Raw genomic sequence first — 15,751 nt, 5'->3', positions numbered from 1 at the left:
TTTGTCATTAGTTATGGTGAGAACTGCATTATATTTGCAGTGTTTATTACAGTTTTTATATGATTTGGTTACCTGAAGAAATAGTATTTCCGTCTTACGAATTCGCAAATAAAGATGGTGTTTTGGCATTTGGTGGAGATTTATCTGCCAAACGGTTAATACATGCCTATAAAAACGGAATTTTCCCATGGTTTAATGAAGGTGAACCAATTGTTTGGTATTCGCCACCAGAACGTATGGTGTTGTTTCCGCAAGAAGTAAAAGTTTCTAAATCGATGCGCCAAGTATTGCGAAAAGAAGGTTTTACAATTACCGAAAATAAAGCTTTTAAAGAAGTGATTTTTAATTGTCGCCATATTGATAGAAATGATCAGTTAGGAACTTGGATTACCGACGATATGGAAGATGCTTATATTAATTTGCATGAAAAAGGAATCGCAAAATCTATTGAAGTTTGGATTGATGATAAACTAGTTGCTGGTTTATACGGAGTTGATACCGGAAACGGTGTTTTTTGTGGCGAAAGTATGTTTAGCAAAGCAAGTAATATGAGTAAAGTAGCTTTTATTCACTTAGCCAAAAATGGCGGATACAAACTCATAGATTGCCAAGTACATAACGAACACCTAGAAAGTTTAGGCGCTCGTGAAATTGATAGAAATGATTTTTTGAAGCTATTGTAAGTAGTTTATGTATCTGTTGGTATAAGAGTAGTAATCTATTAAAAGGCACTTGTTTTTAGGTTGAAAATACATTTAATTGAACAAAAAAGCGGTTCGAGTTTGTACTTGAACCGCTATTACTTTTATGTATTGTTAGCTTTTGTTATTTTTCAATCTTATGTTTCCAAACTGCACCACTGATGTCTGTAATTTTAAGAGTATAAGTTCCTTTAAGCAAATCTAATAAAATTTCATTATCTAAGTTTAACTTTGCTTTTGCTCCTAATGGAACAATTAAGCTATGCTTTCCTGGTCTTATTTTAGCAACATAGTAGTTATAAATATTTTTGTTATTTAATTCAATTAGGTCTTCTTGTGTATATTTAACAACTGTCTTATTTTTTTCATTAAATAACTCAATTCCAATAACCCAAGAGCCATAAACATCAACTCCCTCTGTTCTAAATACATCAAATGAAAGTGTCGTGTTTTCAATTTTTCCTTTTGTAATTTCCAGTTTTGGTTTTACAGATTTATTATGGAGAGTTCCCCATATACCACCGTGAAATACCTGGTTTGTCATTAAAGTCATTCCTAAAATAAACAGAGAGCCTATTAAAACAACTTTTGAAAAAACACTCTCTTTTATCGGTAATATACCTGATCCAAACCAAGTAAACCATTTCTTTTTGGTGACAGCGAAATTATTTTTCATTAAATAATTATCTAATGAATATTTTCCGCTTCCTGTTAAAAATAAAACAAAACCGGTAGCGATTCCTAGCACTCCTATTTGCCATTCGTCAAGACAGGTAGTTCCGATCCAACCAGAACCTAAAAGGATTCCCATTGCTAACCCAAAGACACCAATACTCATTATCCGGGTAAATAAGCCGAACATAATAAACAAGCCTACAATTCCTTCTACAATAGTGAAAATTACCATATTTATCCAAAGTACATCTGGATTTTCTACCAAGTATAGAATAATTGGTTTTATGCCTAATGCGTTAGGTAAAAAGGCGTTAAATTTTTCGCCAATGTAACCTGCTACTTCTGGGTCTAGTTTATCAGCTAAAGCAGTTCTTCTCCAAAAGGCTGAGAAATAGGTCCAACCTACTACTAATCTTAGTGCTAGGGTCAATAGCCCAGCATCGTTTTTTATGCTAATATTTTTCATATTTAAACTTTATATAGTTAATGTAATAAACCCTTGTTTCAATAATTGAAAACCGAACAATATACCATTAGGGGTTATTTCTAGATTGCTTGGTAGTGTTTCTGGATCTATATTAAACTTTGAAAGTGAAATACCACAAACAAAAACTTTTACATTTTGGGCTTTTGCCTTTTTTAAAAATTTATTAAAATCTGAATTGTCAGAAATATCATTCACTGTTTTACCACAGATGATAACATAAAAAGCGCCATGTTTTTTTCCGTCTTCTTTTGCCAGTTCATTGGCAGTTAGCAAAACAGGTTTGAGTTGTTTTATGTTTTTTGAAAGAACTAAATAATTGTTCATTTTAGGGCTAATACCCTGTGCTTGTAACCGAGGAGTTCCAAATGCCAAAAGGAATATTGTTGTTATATATAGGATTAAATTTTTCATTATTTCTGAATTTTTAAGGTTGAATTAATACTGAAAAAAAGAAGCCCACCAAGTATGGCTACATTCTTAAAAAGTGGCCCTAAAGTTGTCATTTGTCCAACTTGAACTGTTAATGTAATAGGAACCAAAACTGCTATTAATACTATTGCAACTATTCGAGTTTTAAAACCAAGAAGTAATGAAATACCTGCAGTTAGCATTACAATACCTGAAAGAATAACAGCTATTTCTGGAGGTCCTAGAATATTTCCAATAAAACTCATTGAGGAGTTTTCTATTCTGCTTACGGTTTTTTCGGTATTAAAAAAGTGACTAGTACTTGCTATTATAAAAATTAAGCTAAGCATAATACGAAGTATAACTACAGACTTGTAGCTAACTTCAAGTGTTTTTTCTTGAAATTTCATTTTTTATTATTTGTAATTGATAAAATGCAGCGGTGTAGCTGCTTTATGTTTTTCTTGATAAGAAAATCAATTACAAATAAACTTTTAGGCTCTGATATAGAATGTAGAACGGAACATCAGTAACTTGTTTGCTTTGTGATGTACTGAGGTTGAAAGAATGTTTAAATAAGTAGATTGTAAAATCAAAACGAGAAGTTTCCGGAATTAAAAAAGCAGGTTGTTGAAAAGCTGTTTCAGAGATCGGTTGATCAGTTTTGGTAATTTCAAAACTCTGGCAATTTGATTGAGAAATTCCTGATAAACTTTTGTTTAAAACTTTTGTTTGAGGTATTCCTAATTCGGCTTGAATAAAATTCCGAACCTTACAAGGTGAAAGTAATAGCAACAACACAAGTCCAAAAATGGATATGATAGAATTAACTTTTTTTATTTTACAAATTTCTTTCACTTTTGCAAATATAGATGCAATTTTTCCGATAAAATGTTATTTTTTTCTTAATAAAAGTTAATGGTTTAAATATCTACCGTTTTAACGCAGAATATTATACGTTATATAATTTAGTTGTTTTTACTACAACAATCAAACTAAATAACAACACGTCATTCTGAATTTATTTCAGAATCTCATCCAATATTATGTTGTTGTGATGCGAACCTGAAACAAGTTCATGTAGACATAATTGTATAAAATAAACCTCGTAATTTTAATTACGAGGTTTAGAAAAAAAATATTTAAGTCAATTTAAAAATAGCTATTAATTGAACTTTAGAGTATCATCTTTAACTGATTTTACACGTAATGTGAAATAATCGTAAATCCAATTTTGATATAATTTCCAAGGAAATTTACTTCCTTGTTTTGGTAGATTTGCTGTAGAGCGATGAATATAACCCGAGTTTAAATTAATAAGTGGTACGGTTTCCATATTCATATCACTAACTTTAGGTACCACAATTTTGTGTCCTTTTTTATTCATTAAATTAATAAGTCGGCTTGCATATTCGCTTGTTAAATCGCTTTTTAAAGTCCAAGAAGCGTTGGTGTAACCCGCAAAAAAGATGAAGTTAGGTAAGTCATTTAACATTAAACCTTTGTACGTTAATTTATCCGAAGGATTAAAAGGAACATTGTCAACACTAATTTTAGCATCACCAAAAGCAACTAGCTGCAAACCTGTAGCGGTAATAATAATATCAGCTTCAAGTTCTTTTCCTGATTTTAAACGCAATCCGTGTTCGGTAAAACAATCAATATGATCGGTTTCTATAGATGCTTTTCTCTCTCTTATGGCTTTAAATAAATCGCCATCAGGCGCCACACAAAAACGTTGGTCCCACGGATTGTAGTTTGGTGTAAAATGTGGCTCGACAGGAAAACCTTTTAGCTGCTTTTTTGCCCCTTTAATGATAAAGTTTCTCATAAAATTCGGAAACTTTTTAGAGGTGTTGTAAAAAGCAATCGAAAAGAGAATTTTTTTAAAACGAATTACTTTATGTGCCGTTTTTTTAGGCAGTGCTTTTTTTAGAAAACCAGCAACTTTGTCTTTATTAGGTAGCGCACCAATATAGGTTGGCGAGCGTTGTACCATAGTAACATGCGCTGTTTTTTTAGCCATTTCGGGCACTAAGGTTACAGCTGTTGCTCCGCTACCAATAACAATTGCTTTTTTGTTGGTATAATCTAAATTTTCAGGCCATTGCTGCGGGTGAACAATCGTACCTTTAAAATTAGTTACACCTTCAAAATCGGGCGTGTAACCACTTTTATAGCTATAATAACCACTGCATGAAAATAAAAAATTAGCAGTATAAGTATGTTCTTCCTTACTTTTTTGATGTTGAGTAATTACCGTCCAAATTGCTTTTTTAGTATCAAAATTTACGGAAATTACTTTTTCGTTATAACATATTTTACCACGTACTTTATATTCGTCAGTAGCCTCGTTCAGATATTCTAAAATAGAGGGCGCATCGGCAAATGATTTAGAGGCGTCCCATGTTTTAAAAGAATATCCGAAGGTATACATATCCGAATCAGAGCGAATTCCTGGGTATTTAAATAACGACCAAGTACCGCCTAATTCGGCTCTCATTTCAAGAATTTTATAACTCTTGTTAGGGTTTTTTCTTGATAGATGACACGCAGCGCCAATACCCGATAATCCGGCACCAATAATTAATACGTCGGTATGATTTGTGGCCATCATTAGTTTTTTAATACCGTAAATTCAATACTAGAATCTGAAAAAACTGAATGTGTTTGTGTTTTAAAATCCTTTTCATTTGCTTTGTAAATGTTATCTACATAGGTTTGCGGATTTAAATCAATTAAAGGAAACCAGGTACTTTGTACTTGTATTTGTAATTTATGTCCTTTTTTAAAGGTGTGAAATACGTCTTGTAATTTAATATTTACAGCCGTTTTTTTGTTAGGTGTAAACGGTTCTGGATTCGAAAAACTATTTCTAAAACGACCACGTAAAACCTCGCTACGAACCATCATATGGTAATTGCTTAATTTTAAATGCGATTGCATTTCCTTGTTGTCATTTTTTAAATCCGCAGGATGCACATCAATAACTTTAACAATCCAATCGGCAGCAGAACCTGTTGTTGCTACTTTTAATTTAGCTAAAATATCACCAGCTAACGTAAAATCATCTGTTAAAACATCAGTTTCATAAACTAAAACATCTGGTCTACGAGCAGCAAAACGCTGATCGTCGGTCATGTATTTTCTTGGTGTGAATACGGTTTTAATATCTTCAGAATATGGAACTGGTCTTTTAATATCACTGATAAAATCAACTTTAGAATTGTCTTTCTTTGATGCTGTTAATTCTTGATTTTTTGATAAGAAAAACGATTGCTTTTTTGCTTCTTTTGGAGGCCAAACATCGTATGATTTCCATTCTTTTTTACCGCTATCAAAAACGTATGCTTCAGGTAATCCGCTATTTTTAGAACCGTCACCTTTTAAGAAATGATTAAAGAATTTAGTTTCGATGTTCTTTTGAAACTTTAACGAAATTGAATCTCCAAAATAATAGTTTCCAACTTTATTGGCTACTTTATTTCTTGCCCATCCGCCATGATCCCAAGGACCGAAAACTAAAGTATTGTAATTGTTAGGTTGATTTTTTTCTATGTTTTTATAAGTTTCTAAAGGTCCGTATAAATCTTCAGCATCAAATAAACCACCAACAATCATGGTTGCTACAGTAGACGGAACTTTATCTAAATGTTGAATAATTCCTTTGCTTTGCCAAGTTTCATCATAATTTGGATGTTCTACAATTTCTTTCCAGAAAAAATCATCGATTTTGTCTTTGTTTTCAGATGTAGATACATCTAACTTATCATATTGAAAATATTCGTTTAAATTTTTTAAAGGGCCTTTATCTAAGAAAAACTGATATTGATCTTGCGTGTCCATTTTAGGAAAAGAATACCAAGCAGAATCCGTTGGTTGATCTTTGTAAGTTCCGAATAACGATACAGCTCTGAAATAACTTAATAAAAAAGCACCGTTATGGTGAAAGTCATCGAAAAAGAAATCGCCAATACAAGCTTGTGGTGAGGCTGCTTTTAAAGCCGGGTGCGCATCGATAGTAGAAACTGTAGCGTAATGCCCAGGATATGAAATTCCCCATGTACCAACTTTACCGTTATTATGCGGTGTGTTTTTAATTAACCAATCAATTGTATCATAAGTATCGGTAGTTTCATCAGCTTGTTTTGGTGTTTTATTCGGAATATAAGCACGCATGTTATCGTACACGCCTTCACTCATCCAACGACCACGAACATCTTGATATACCACAATGTTTCCCTCTTTCATTAAATTAGTATTCGGACCAATTTTGGTTTTAAATTTACCGTCTCCATAAGGCCTAGAACTGTAAGGTGTTCTTTGCATTAAAATCGGATAGGTTTTACTTGTGTCTTTAGGGGTGTAAATAATAGTGTGTAATTTAACACCATCTCGCATGCTAATGGTTACTTCTTTTTTTGTGAAATTATCAGCTACGTAAGTGTCTTTAGGAGCTTGAGCAGTTGTTTGTTTTAAATCTTTTTTAGTACAGCTTAATGTAAGAAGCAATAAAAAAGTAAGTTTTATAAAGTGTTTCATGCGGTTTTGTTGATTAATAAATAGTTATAAAAATAGGGATTCTTTTTTTAAGAATAAAAAAAACATCAGTAATGTACATTACTGATGTTTTTAAAAGAATTCGGGGTGCAATAGGTGCTATTTATTCGGATTTAAAATAGCTTTAATTCTGTCTGATGCATCTTGTAAATGATAACGCGTAATTGTGTTACGAGCGTTAGGAATACTTCTTTTAATATCTCTTTGGATTCTTTTTAATTCACCTCTAACAACTGCCTTAATATCAGACTGACTAATATTTACAGCGGTTTGTTTAAAGTATCCACCGTTTCTTCTTACACCATTTTGATTTTTAGCATTGTTTAATAAAAAGTCTAAACGATCTAAATGTGCTCTTTGTAAATTTCTTCTGTAACCATCAATTGCGTTGTTGCTGTATAATTCAGACCAAACACCTTTTCTAAGATCACTCATCATATTAACAATCGTATAAGCTTTGTTACCGTTTAAAATTTCATTTTCAATTAAACGAGTTAAACGACCTGTTTTTAAAATTTTATTTAAAGTACGTACTTGTAAACTTCTAATAGCATCTACAGAACCAGAATACTGTGTTTTAGAAATGATGTTTTGATCGATTAACCAAGTAGGTGTTTTAAACAGTTCGTTATTTACAAAAGTTAAAGCTCTTTTTTGATGCTCTTTAGAAGCGTGCGTATAAACAGCACCTTCTTGATCGGCAGTTTTAAAGTTTTCATAAACTCCACCAATATTAGAACTTACATGTCCCATATATCTGTTAAACTGACCAACTAATTGACCATACATTGTTTTTAACTCTTGATAGTCTTCACCGTTTTCGGTTGTCCACTCTTCTAATCTAGGTAAAATACGTTGTAGGTTTTTAATACCGTAAGCACTTGCTTTCATGGCATCATCACCTAAATCTTCGGTTTGAGAGCTAGGGTCGATAGTATTTCTTACTTGCTGATGTCCGAATCTATAAATAGGATCTCCTTTTTTATCAGTAATCCATTTATTTAAAATCGTTTTTTCATCCTTAGCAGCTGTGTTTAAAATAGGGCGGTATCCCCAGTTCATTGCATATTTATCGTATGGTCCAATATTAGGCATTAAAGCCACCCCTTTATCTTCTGGCTGTGCAACGTAATTAAAACGAGCATAATCCATAATAGAAGGAGCCGTTCCATATTTTTTAGTAAAACTAGCAGAACGTAAAGAATCTACAGGGTATGCTACAGAACTACCCATGTTGTGAGGCAACCCTAAAGTATGCCCAACTTCGTGAGAAGAAACAAAACGTATTAAACGCCCCATAATTTCATCTTTAAACTTGTTTTTTCTAGCTTCAGGATTGATTGCCGCAGTTTGAATAAAATACCAGTTATGTAATAATGTCATAACATTATGGTACCAGTTGATATCAGATTCTAAAATTTCTCCAGAACGAGGATCACTAACATGAGGTCCGTTTGCATTCGGAATAGGAGAAGCTAAATAACGAACTACAGAATAACGAACATCTTCAGGACTCCATTCAGGGTCTTCTTCTTTAGTAGGTGCATCTTTAGCGATAATTGCATTTTTAAAACCAGCAGCTTCAAAAGCAACTTGCCAATCTTCAATACCTTCTTTTATATATTTGCTCCATTTTTTAGGTGTAGCTCTATCAATATAATAAACGATTTGTTTTTTAGGCTCTACAAGTTCACCTCTTTTAAACTTTGCTAAATCCTCATCTTTAACCTCTAATCTCCATCTGTCTAAATAAGTAACAGATTTACTTTTTTGAGTATCTAAACCATAATCTGTTTGTGAGCTTGTAAACCAACCAACTCTTTCGTCAAAATAACGACGCTTCATGGGTGTTTTTGGTAATAAAATCATAGAATTACTTAACTCTAAAGAAACCGCACCAACACTTGAGTTTGATGGCGCTTTACCAGCAACATATGTTTTTACGTGGCGTACTTCAATGTTTTTAGGATAACTACTCATGCGCTCGATGTACGAACGATTTTTATCCATTTTAGAGATTTTATAAGCTTTTCTTCTGAATTGAGGAAATCCGATTGCTTTAACATCTGTAGCAAATAAAGGAGTTGCGTCAATAACAGTGGCAGTAGAATCTTTGCTAAATGCTTTTATAGGGAAAGCATATAAAATAGGTTCGAAATTAGAATTTGTAACCGCTTCGTGAATTGGTAAAATAGAATCGGCTACAACATTGTGAGAAACTACACGCAATAATATTTTCTTTTGTTTCTTCTCCCAACGTAAAACTTGTGTATTTTGTTTACCACCCCCGAAGCCAATTCCGCTTGCGGTTTTAGCAATTCTGGTAACCATTAACATTTCTCTGTTTAAAAGAGAGTCTGGAATTTCAAATAAATAATTATTGTCTTTTGAGTGTACTTTAAATAAACCTGTATCTGTTTTATGTTTTTTTGTAACTACTTTACCGTAAGGTTTAATAGCATTTTTATCTGGCTTACTTTTAGCTTTTACATCTGTTGTTTTTTTGTTGTTTTTCTTCTTCTTTTTTCTTTGTGCTTCAGAATTTACAGTGAAACTTAAGAAAAAGATTACAATCAATATTTTTGAAAGTAGTTTTTGAGTCATTATGTTTTTGGTTGAATTATGAAATTCGAAATTAACTAAATCAAATTAGTGTTATTCTTAATTAAATGTTAAAGCAAAAAAAAGAAGCCATAAAAAAAGACAACCAAATTGGTTGTCTTTTTTTATTTTGTGAAAGGTAATCTTAATTTTTTAACCATGCATTTCTTAAAATTACTTTTGCATTTGTTGCAGGCAATTCTTCAAGTACTAAGGATGTTGTTTCAGTAGTTGGTTGAGTGTAATCTCCAGAGACAGCTACTGTTTTTCCGTTTCTAGTAACTTTCATCGTTATTTTATCTCCAACTTTCCATTGCATTGTTTTTCCTAGTACAGGACGAATGTTTTCTAAGGAAATTTTTTCTCCGTTTACAGATTCTAAAATGTCATTAGCTTTAATGCCTAAAGCTGTTAAAGCTGAATTAGTTTTTGCTGTAAAGAATATTTTTTTATCACTATTTACAGAAATAAAAGGCTGTCTTTTAGCATCAAGAAAATAAGCCGAATTTTCAGTTTTTGTTTCATTTGTCACACCTACTTTGTTAAAATATTTAGTGTAATCAATTGGTGTATTTCCTTGTACATGGGTTTTAAAGAATTCACCAACCGAAGGGTATGTCATTTCTGTAATTTCAGCAATAATGTTTTCATCTTTAAAAGCTTTATTTTTCCCGTACTTTTTAGATAAATCAAACATCATGTTTCTTACACCGTAAGTACCTTTACTTTCTTCTCTTAAAATAATGTCTAAACACATACTAATTAAAGCACCTTTAAGATATACGTTGCTGTAATTTTTAGCATATTTAGGCTCTAAAATGTTTTTACTCATTTCTGTAAAAGACATTGCGTCATCAAATCGCATTGACGAAGCAATTTTATTTTCTATACCTGAGATAAATTCTTTGTCAGAAATTAAACCTTGATTTACCTGAAAAAGATTCGCAAAATATTCTGTCATACCTTCGTACATCCATAAATGTTCAGACATGTTTGCCTTGTTAAAATCAAACGAGTGAATTTCTTCTGAATGTACAGAAAGTGGAGAAACGATATGAAAAAACTCATGAGAAACAGTTCCGTTAATCATATTTTCTGCAAATTCTTTTTTGCTCATTGTTTCAGGATACACAACTGTTGTAGAAGATCTATGTTCTAAAGCACCATAACCTTGAAACTTGTACACTTCGGGGTCAAATAAATAGACCAATACATTGTATTCGCTTGTAGTTTCAAAACCTTTTAAAAAGTTTGTTTGCGCAGTCATCATTGTTTTTAAAGCTTTCTTTAAATCAGCTGCTTTATGCTTGTTATTTGGAGAGTAGATTGCTAAATTAACAGCAATACCGTTTACCGTAAAACTCACATTATTTAAAGGCGCATACATAATAGGATTGTCAGAAATCTCATCATATCTCGGCGCTAAAAACACATCTTTACTGTTGTCAGTTTTTGTAGTGTTCTTATTAATTAAAGAAGAGGTTTCATATAAGTCTGTTGGATGTGTTATAGTAATTTCATAAGGAAATTCTTTTTTATCATTAAAGTATCCAATAAAACCAGGTAGGTTTAATAAGAAGTTTTTTCCTTCTTCAATATTGGTACCCGCCATTACATAAATTTTATGTTCTTTTTCAGAATCAAAAGTGTCATCAATCCAATAAGAAAGCTTATCCATATTCTTAGCATTATTAATTTGCCAAGAATTTTCATTTAATCTTTTAACTGCTAATTCTTTTCCGTTGTAATCAAAAGCTTTGAAGTCTGAAACAAATTTCCCGTAATTACTCATTAAATACGTTCCTGGTACAATTGCGGGGATATTATAAATTATCGTTTCTTTCTTTATTTTTTGCGGATTTACTTCAACCATTACCTTGTCATTAATAACAGTGTTTAGATTGATGCCAATTTTTATTGTTTGCTTGTTGTTTTGAACTGTTTTGTAAGTAGAACAGCTTGCTAACAAGGCTAAAGAAGCGATTGCGAATAGTATTTTTTTCATGATTAGTTTTATTATATTTATAAGTATCATAAATAGACGATGTGTTACGTTTTTTGTTACTTATTTAACACCTTTTTAAGGTAGGTAATTTCAACTAAAACGTTGTACCTTTGCAACGCATGGGAGTAAGACGAGTTTCAGATTGGTTACCGACTACAAATAAGGAGGTTAAGTTAAGAGGATGGGAAGAATTAGATGTAATTCTTTTCAGTGGAGATGCATATGTAGATCATCCATCATTTGGTCCTGCAGTAATTGGACGTATACTAGAAAGTTACGGATTGCGAGTTGCAATTGTACCACAGCCTAGTGTAAACGATAATTTACAGGATTTTGAGAAGTTAGGTAAACCAAGATTGTTTTTTGGAGTAACAGGCGGATGTATGGATCCGATGGTGAGCAATTATACGGCAAGTAAACGTCGTAGGGATAAAGATGCGTATACACCAAACGGAGATAAAGGGTTTAGGCCTGATTATGCAACATCAGTATACTCGAGAATATTAAAAGATAAATTTCCTGATACTCCAATTTTAATTGGTGGTATTGAGGCTTCTTTACGAAGAGTAACACATTACGATTATTGGTCTGATAAGTTATTGCCAACTATTTTAGAAACTTCTAAAGCAGATATGTTGGTTTACGGAATGGGTGAACAACCTTTGCGTGAAGTTGTAGAACTTTTGCAAAAAGGAGTGCCTTTTTCTAGCTTAAAAACAATTAAACAAACAGCTGTTTTTGTTGATAAAGGAGAAGATGTTCCGAAGAATAAAAACTGGGAAGACATAGAGATTAATTCTCATGAGGCTTGTTTAAAAGATAAAAAAACATTTGCTTCTAATTTTAAAGTGATAGAGCAGGAGTCTAATAAATTAAAGGCACGTCGTATTTTTCAGAAAGTAGGAGATAAGAAGTTGATGATAAATCCACCTTATCCTACAATGACTGAAAAGGAAATAGATGGTTCTTTCGATTTACCTTTTACACGTTTGCCACACCCAAAATATAATAAGCGAGGGCCAATTCCGGCTTTTGAAATGATAAAATTTTCTATTAACATTCACCGTGGATGTTTTGGAGGATGTAGTTTTTGTACTATTTCTGCACACCAAGGAAAATTTATAGCAAGTCGTAGTCAAGAATCTGTTTTAAGAGAAGTTGACAAGGTTGCAGAAATGGATGACTTTAAAGGATATTTATCCGATATTGGTGGGCCATCTGCAAATATGTATAAGATGAAAGGTAAAATACAATCTATCTGTGATAAATGTGTTGCGCCTTCTTGTATATCGCCAGTGATATGTAGTAATTTAGATACATCTCACAAGCCATTAACAGAATTATATCAGGCAGTTGATAAGCATCCGAAGATAAAAAAATCATTTATTGGAAGTGGAATTCGACATGATATGTTAGTTCCTGAATTTAATAAAAACGCAGATCCGAAAGAGTTAGATGCCTACACCGAAGAGGTAATGACCAATCATATTTCTGGACGATTAAAAGTAGCACCAGAGCATACTTCTGATCCTGTTTTAAAATTGATGCGTAAACCGTCATTTAAATATTTTCACATGTTTAAAGAACGTTTTGATCGTATTAATATAAAGAAAAAATTAAAATTACAGCTAATACCTTACTTTATATCGAATCATCCTGCTTGTGAAAAAGAGGACATGGCAAATTTAGCTGCCGAAACAAAAGAGATGGGCTTTCAGTTAGAGCAGGTGCAAGGTTTTACGCCAACGCCAATGACGGTTGCAACGGTAATTTATTATAGTGGTTTTCACCCATATACTTTAAAACCAACGAAAACACCTAAAACAGCTAAGGAGAAAGAAGATCAGCACAAGTTTTTCTTCTGGTATAAGAAAGAGAATAAAGATTGGATTCGTAACACACTTAACAAAGTAGGAAGACAAGATTTATTAAAAGTTTTATTGCCTGAAAATAATTCTTGGAAGAAAAATAAATCAGCAAAAGAAACAAAAAACACTTTTGATGACGCTGTTCCTTTCAATCAGCGTAAAAGTAAAAATTACAGAGCGCCTAAGGGTAAGAGTGGTTCTAAGAAAAGAAAACATTAGATATAGAGATTAGATGGTAGAATACTTAACTCATTCTGTCATCTAACCTTAGTTCTTTCCATTTGAAATTACTTTTATTAACAATAGATTGGTATTCTTGATGTATATATGTGATGAATAGTGATTTTTTTTTATCTTCTTCGGAAGCTAGTTTTATCTTTAACTGTAATTCTTTTAAAAGGTCTCTAGTTTCACTATAATTAACCCAAAGTTGTTTGTGGTTGTAAAACCCGTCCCAAGAAGCTAAAATTGTTGTTAATGCGCTAAAAAAGAGTGTCATAAATTTCACAGGAGTACTTAAGTCTTTAGGAACATCATTAGCGATAGCCACTAAAAAGGTAATTAAAGCGGAAGAAGTAGCAATGCCAATATAAATTCTAAACGATTTTTTTTTATTATGATCACTTCTATTAGTGGTGTTTTGAATCATTATCGATATTTCATTACTTAAAATATCTAATTTGGACTTGCTATTACTCATAATTTGTTAAAGTTTTCTTTTTTTCAAACATATTATAAAAAACAAACTTTCACAAAGTAAATAAACATTAAAATTTAACTGTTTTTGTGCTTTTAGTTTAAACTAAAAAATAAATGAAACAATTCTCTTTTGATTAACTTTAAAGAGAATATTTATAAAGTTAAGAAAAGCTATTTGTAAACATAAGCTCCATAACAACATATTCAACTCCGCCTTTTTTAAATTTTTTGTTTGTTGCTTTTAAATTGAATTTTTCATAAAATTTTGATTTCTCAACCCTAGCGTTGCACCATAATTTTTTAACACCTTCTTTCTTCATCAATTTTATAATTTCATTTAATAGTATAGTCCCGTAACCAAACCCTTGATATTCTGTTAATGTTGCAAATTTTCTGAATTGAGCTTCATCATTTAATACAAATAAAGAAATAATTGATGTTATTTTACCGTTCACAAACAATCCGAAATGTTTTCCATTTATATCATTTGCTAACGAAACATAATTTATCGGTTTGTTAGGCCACATAACTTTGTGTCGAATAGGTAATACTTCAGAAACAGTAATTTGTTTAATTATGGGAGTAACTGTTTTCACTGGTTTAAATGTTTTTTGAATTTTAGAGGTGGGTGTTTACAAAACGGTATTAAATGTTTGCTAATTACTAATCGGATTGAAATTACTGAACCCTCTTATAATAATTAGTGGGCTTTATAGTTTAAGCATTAATATAAATAGGTTGGAAACTAAATTTACAACAAAAAACAGCTATATAAATAAAGTAATAAACGTTTAGAAGATTCTTTCGAATAGACTAAACGTTTATTTTATTAAATTAAATTGAAGGTGTTTTTTATTGTTGCCCTTTTTTAAAGCCATATAGATTTTGATCTATAAAGTTGGTAGGAAACTTATCATCTCCTTTAAAACCAATTTCTACGGTTCCGCTATCTTCAGGAATATAATTTGTTTTAAAAACATAATCCCAAAGGCTTAGGCTAATTCCATAATTCATACCGTTTCTTCCTTTAGGAACGACATAAGCATGATGGTATAAATGCATAACCGGGTTGTTTAAGATGTATTTAAATATACCCCAGGTAATTTTAATATTAGCATGATTAAAGTGACCTATTGCAATGGTTATAAAGTGAACTATATAAGCTTGTTCAGGTTCAAAACCACCAATAATCATTACTCCAAAAGTTTTGAGAGGTTTGTAAAAAATGTTTTCCATCCAATGGTACCTTAAATGTGCAGCAAACCCCATTTCTTTTACACTGTGATGTACTTTATGAAACCTCCACAGGAAACTATATTTATGCAATAAGACATGTGTAAACCATTGTACAAAGTCAAGGATAATAAAAAATGTAAGTAGTTGTAACCAAGGATTCCATTGAGATACATCAAAAAGAGCTAAGCTTTTTGCAGTGATGTTAAATTCACCGAATAATAAGCCTAAAATTTCATAAACCCCACTAATTACAATAGAAAAGATAAAAAAATTAAAAAACATATAAAATGCATCTAACCAAAAATCACGTCTAAATATAGCTTGTTGTTTTCTCCAAGGGAAGGCAATTTCTAAGCCCCAAACAAAAAGAGAAATCGCAATAAGGCCCCAAAAATAGTTGGTATACCAAGGTACTTCAAAAATTATCGATTTCCAGGTCCAATCTACCGTTCCGTTAAAAGCGTTTATAAACGCATCTAAATATTTTTTCATTTTTTTAATCTTTTATAAT

12 protein-coding genes are annotated in these 15,751 nt (G+C 31.7%); 2 read left to right on the top strand and 10 right to left on the bottom strand.

Going from position 1 to position 15,751, the window contains the following annotated elements:
* The first annotated feature begins 59 nt into the window (after positions 1–59).
* A complete protein-coding gene (gene aat / locus ACQ629_RS05480) occupies positions 60–683 on the top strand; it encodes a leucyl/phenylalanyl-tRNA--protein transferase (RefSeq protein ID WP_483706940.1) in 624 nt (207 codons plus the stop codon).
* A 142-nt stretch (positions 684–825) separates the two neighbouring features.
* Here the strand turns inward: aat and ACQ629_RS05475 are convergent, their stop codons facing one another.
* The 7 genes from ACQ629_RS05475 to ACQ629_RS05445 form a co-directional block, all read right to left on the bottom strand.
* Positions 826–1,842, bottom strand: coding sequence for a TQO small subunit DoxD (locus ACQ629_RS05475; protein WP_483706939.1), 1,017 nt, complete (start codon positions 1,840–1,842; stop codon positions 826–828).
* A gap of 9 nt (positions 1,843–1,851) precedes the next feature.
* Positions 1,852–2,274 (bottom strand): DsrE family protein, encoded by a 423-nt coding sequence (locus ACQ629_RS05470; protein WP_483706938.1) that lies wholly within the window; start codon positions 2,272–2,274, stop codon positions 1,852–1,854.
* Complete coding sequence (locus ACQ629_RS05465) at positions 2,274–2,681, bottom strand: DoxX family protein (RefSeq protein ID WP_483706937.1); 408 nt, start codon at positions 2,679–2,681, stop codon at positions 2,274–2,276. Before ACQ629_RS05465 ends, ACQ629_RS05470 begins: the two co-directional genes overlap by 1 nt.
* Before the next feature lie 755 nt (positions 2,682–3,436).
* Positions 3,437–4,885: a flavin-containing monooxygenase gene (locus ACQ629_RS05460; RefSeq protein WP_483706936.1), complete on the bottom strand. Its 1,449-nt coding sequence runs from the start codon at positions 4,883–4,885 to the stop codon at positions 3,437–3,439.
* A gap of 2 nt (positions 4,886–4,887) precedes the next feature.
* Positions 4,888–6,813 carry a CocE/NonD family hydrolase gene (locus ACQ629_RS05455; RefSeq protein ID WP_483706935.1) on the bottom strand — a complete coding sequence of 642 codons (1,926 nt, stop codon included), beginning with the start codon at positions 6,811–6,813 and terminating at the stop codon, positions 4,888–4,890.
* A 117-nt stretch (positions 6,814–6,930) separates the two neighbouring features.
* Positions 6,931–9,435, bottom strand: a complete 2,505-nt coding sequence (locus ACQ629_RS05450) for a zinc-dependent metalloprotease (RefSeq protein ID WP_483706934.1) — start codon at positions 9,433–9,435, stop codon at positions 6,931–6,933.
* Positions 9,436–9,577: 142 nt separating this feature from the next.
* A complete protein-coding gene (locus ACQ629_RS05445) occupies positions 9,578–11,437 on the bottom strand; it encodes a M61 family metallopeptidase (RefSeq protein ID WP_483706933.1) in 1,860 nt (619 codons plus the stop codon).
* Between the two features lie 119 nt (positions 11,438–11,556).
* On the opposite strand from ACQ629_RS05445, the gene ACQ629_RS05440 reads away from it, so the two are divergent.
* Positions 11,557–13,524 carry a YgiQ family radical SAM protein gene (locus ACQ629_RS05440; RefSeq protein WP_483706932.1) on the top strand — a complete coding sequence of 656 codons (1,968 nt, stop codon included), beginning with the start codon at positions 11,557–11,559 and terminating at the stop codon, positions 13,522–13,524.
* Positions 13,525–13,549: 25 nt separating this feature from the next.
* Here ACQ629_RS05440 and ACQ629_RS05435 read toward each other — a convergent pair whose 3' ends face one another.
* The 3 genes from ACQ629_RS05435 to ACQ629_RS05425 form a co-directional block, all read right to left on the bottom strand.
* Positions 13,550–14,005 (bottom strand): DUF4231 domain-containing protein, encoded by a 456-nt coding sequence (locus ACQ629_RS05435; protein ID WP_483706931.1) that lies wholly within the window; start codon positions 14,003–14,005, stop codon positions 13,550–13,552.
* Positions 14,006–14,165: 160 nt separating this feature from the next.
* Positions 14,166–14,600: a GNAT family N-acetyltransferase gene (locus tag ACQ629_RS05430; protein WP_483706930.1), complete on the bottom strand. Its 435-nt coding sequence runs from the start codon at positions 14,598–14,600 to the stop codon at positions 14,166–14,168.
* A gap of 256 nt (positions 14,601–14,856) precedes the next feature.
* Positions 14,857–15,732 carry a sterol desaturase family protein gene (locus tag ACQ629_RS05425; RefSeq protein WP_483706929.1) on the bottom strand — a complete coding sequence of 292 codons (876 nt, stop codon included), beginning with the start codon at positions 15,730–15,732 and terminating at the stop codon, positions 14,857–14,859.
* Positions 15,733–15,751: the final 19 nt, after the last annotated feature.

The organism is Tenacibaculum sp. SM2510 (assembly GCF_057002845.1).
This window is presented reverse-complemented; position numbering and strand designations above follow the sequence as displayed.

Excerpts from the sequence above, each read along its gene's own strand:
- aat (WP_483706940.1), top strand. The coding sequence starts at position 60 with ATGATTTGGTTACCTGAAGAAATAGTATTTCCGTCTTACGAATTCGCA.
- ACQ629_RS05475 (WP_483706939.1), bottom strand. The coding sequence starts at position 1,842 with ATGAAAAATATTAGCATAAAAAACGATGCTGGGCTATTGACCCTAGCA.
- ACQ629_RS05470 (WP_483706938.1), bottom strand. The coding sequence starts at position 2,274 with ATGAAAAATTTAATCCTATATATAACAACAATATTCCTTTTGGCATTT.
- ACQ629_RS05465 (WP_483706937.1), bottom strand. The coding sequence starts at position 2,681 with ATGAAATTTCAAGAAAAAACACTTGAAGTTAGCTACAAGTCTGTAGTT.
- ACQ629_RS05460 (WP_483706936.1), bottom strand. The coding sequence starts at position 4,885 with ATGGCCACAAATCATACCGACGTATTAATTATTGGTGCCGGATTATCG.
- ACQ629_RS05455 (WP_483706935.1), bottom strand. The coding sequence starts at position 6,813 with ATGAAACACTTTATAAAACTTACTTTTTTATTGCTTCTTACATTAAGC.
- ACQ629_RS05450 (WP_483706934.1), bottom strand. The coding sequence starts at position 9,435 with ATGACTCAAAAACTACTTTCAAAAATATTGATTGTAATCTTTTTCTTA.
- ACQ629_RS05445 (WP_483706933.1), bottom strand. The coding sequence starts at position 11,437 with ATGAAAAAAATACTATTCGCAATCGCTTCTTTAGCCTTGTTAGCAAGC.
- ACQ629_RS05440 (WP_483706932.1), top strand. The coding sequence starts at position 11,557 with ATGGGAGTAAGACGAGTTTCAGATTGGTTACCGACTACAAATAAGGAG.
- ACQ629_RS05435 (WP_483706931.1), bottom strand. The coding sequence starts at position 14,005 with ATGAGTAATAGCAAGTCCAAATTAGATATTTTAAGTAATGAAATATCG.
- ACQ629_RS05425 (WP_483706929.1), bottom strand. The coding sequence starts at position 15,732 with ATGAAAAAATATTTAGATGCGTTTATAAACGCTTTTAACGGAACGGTA.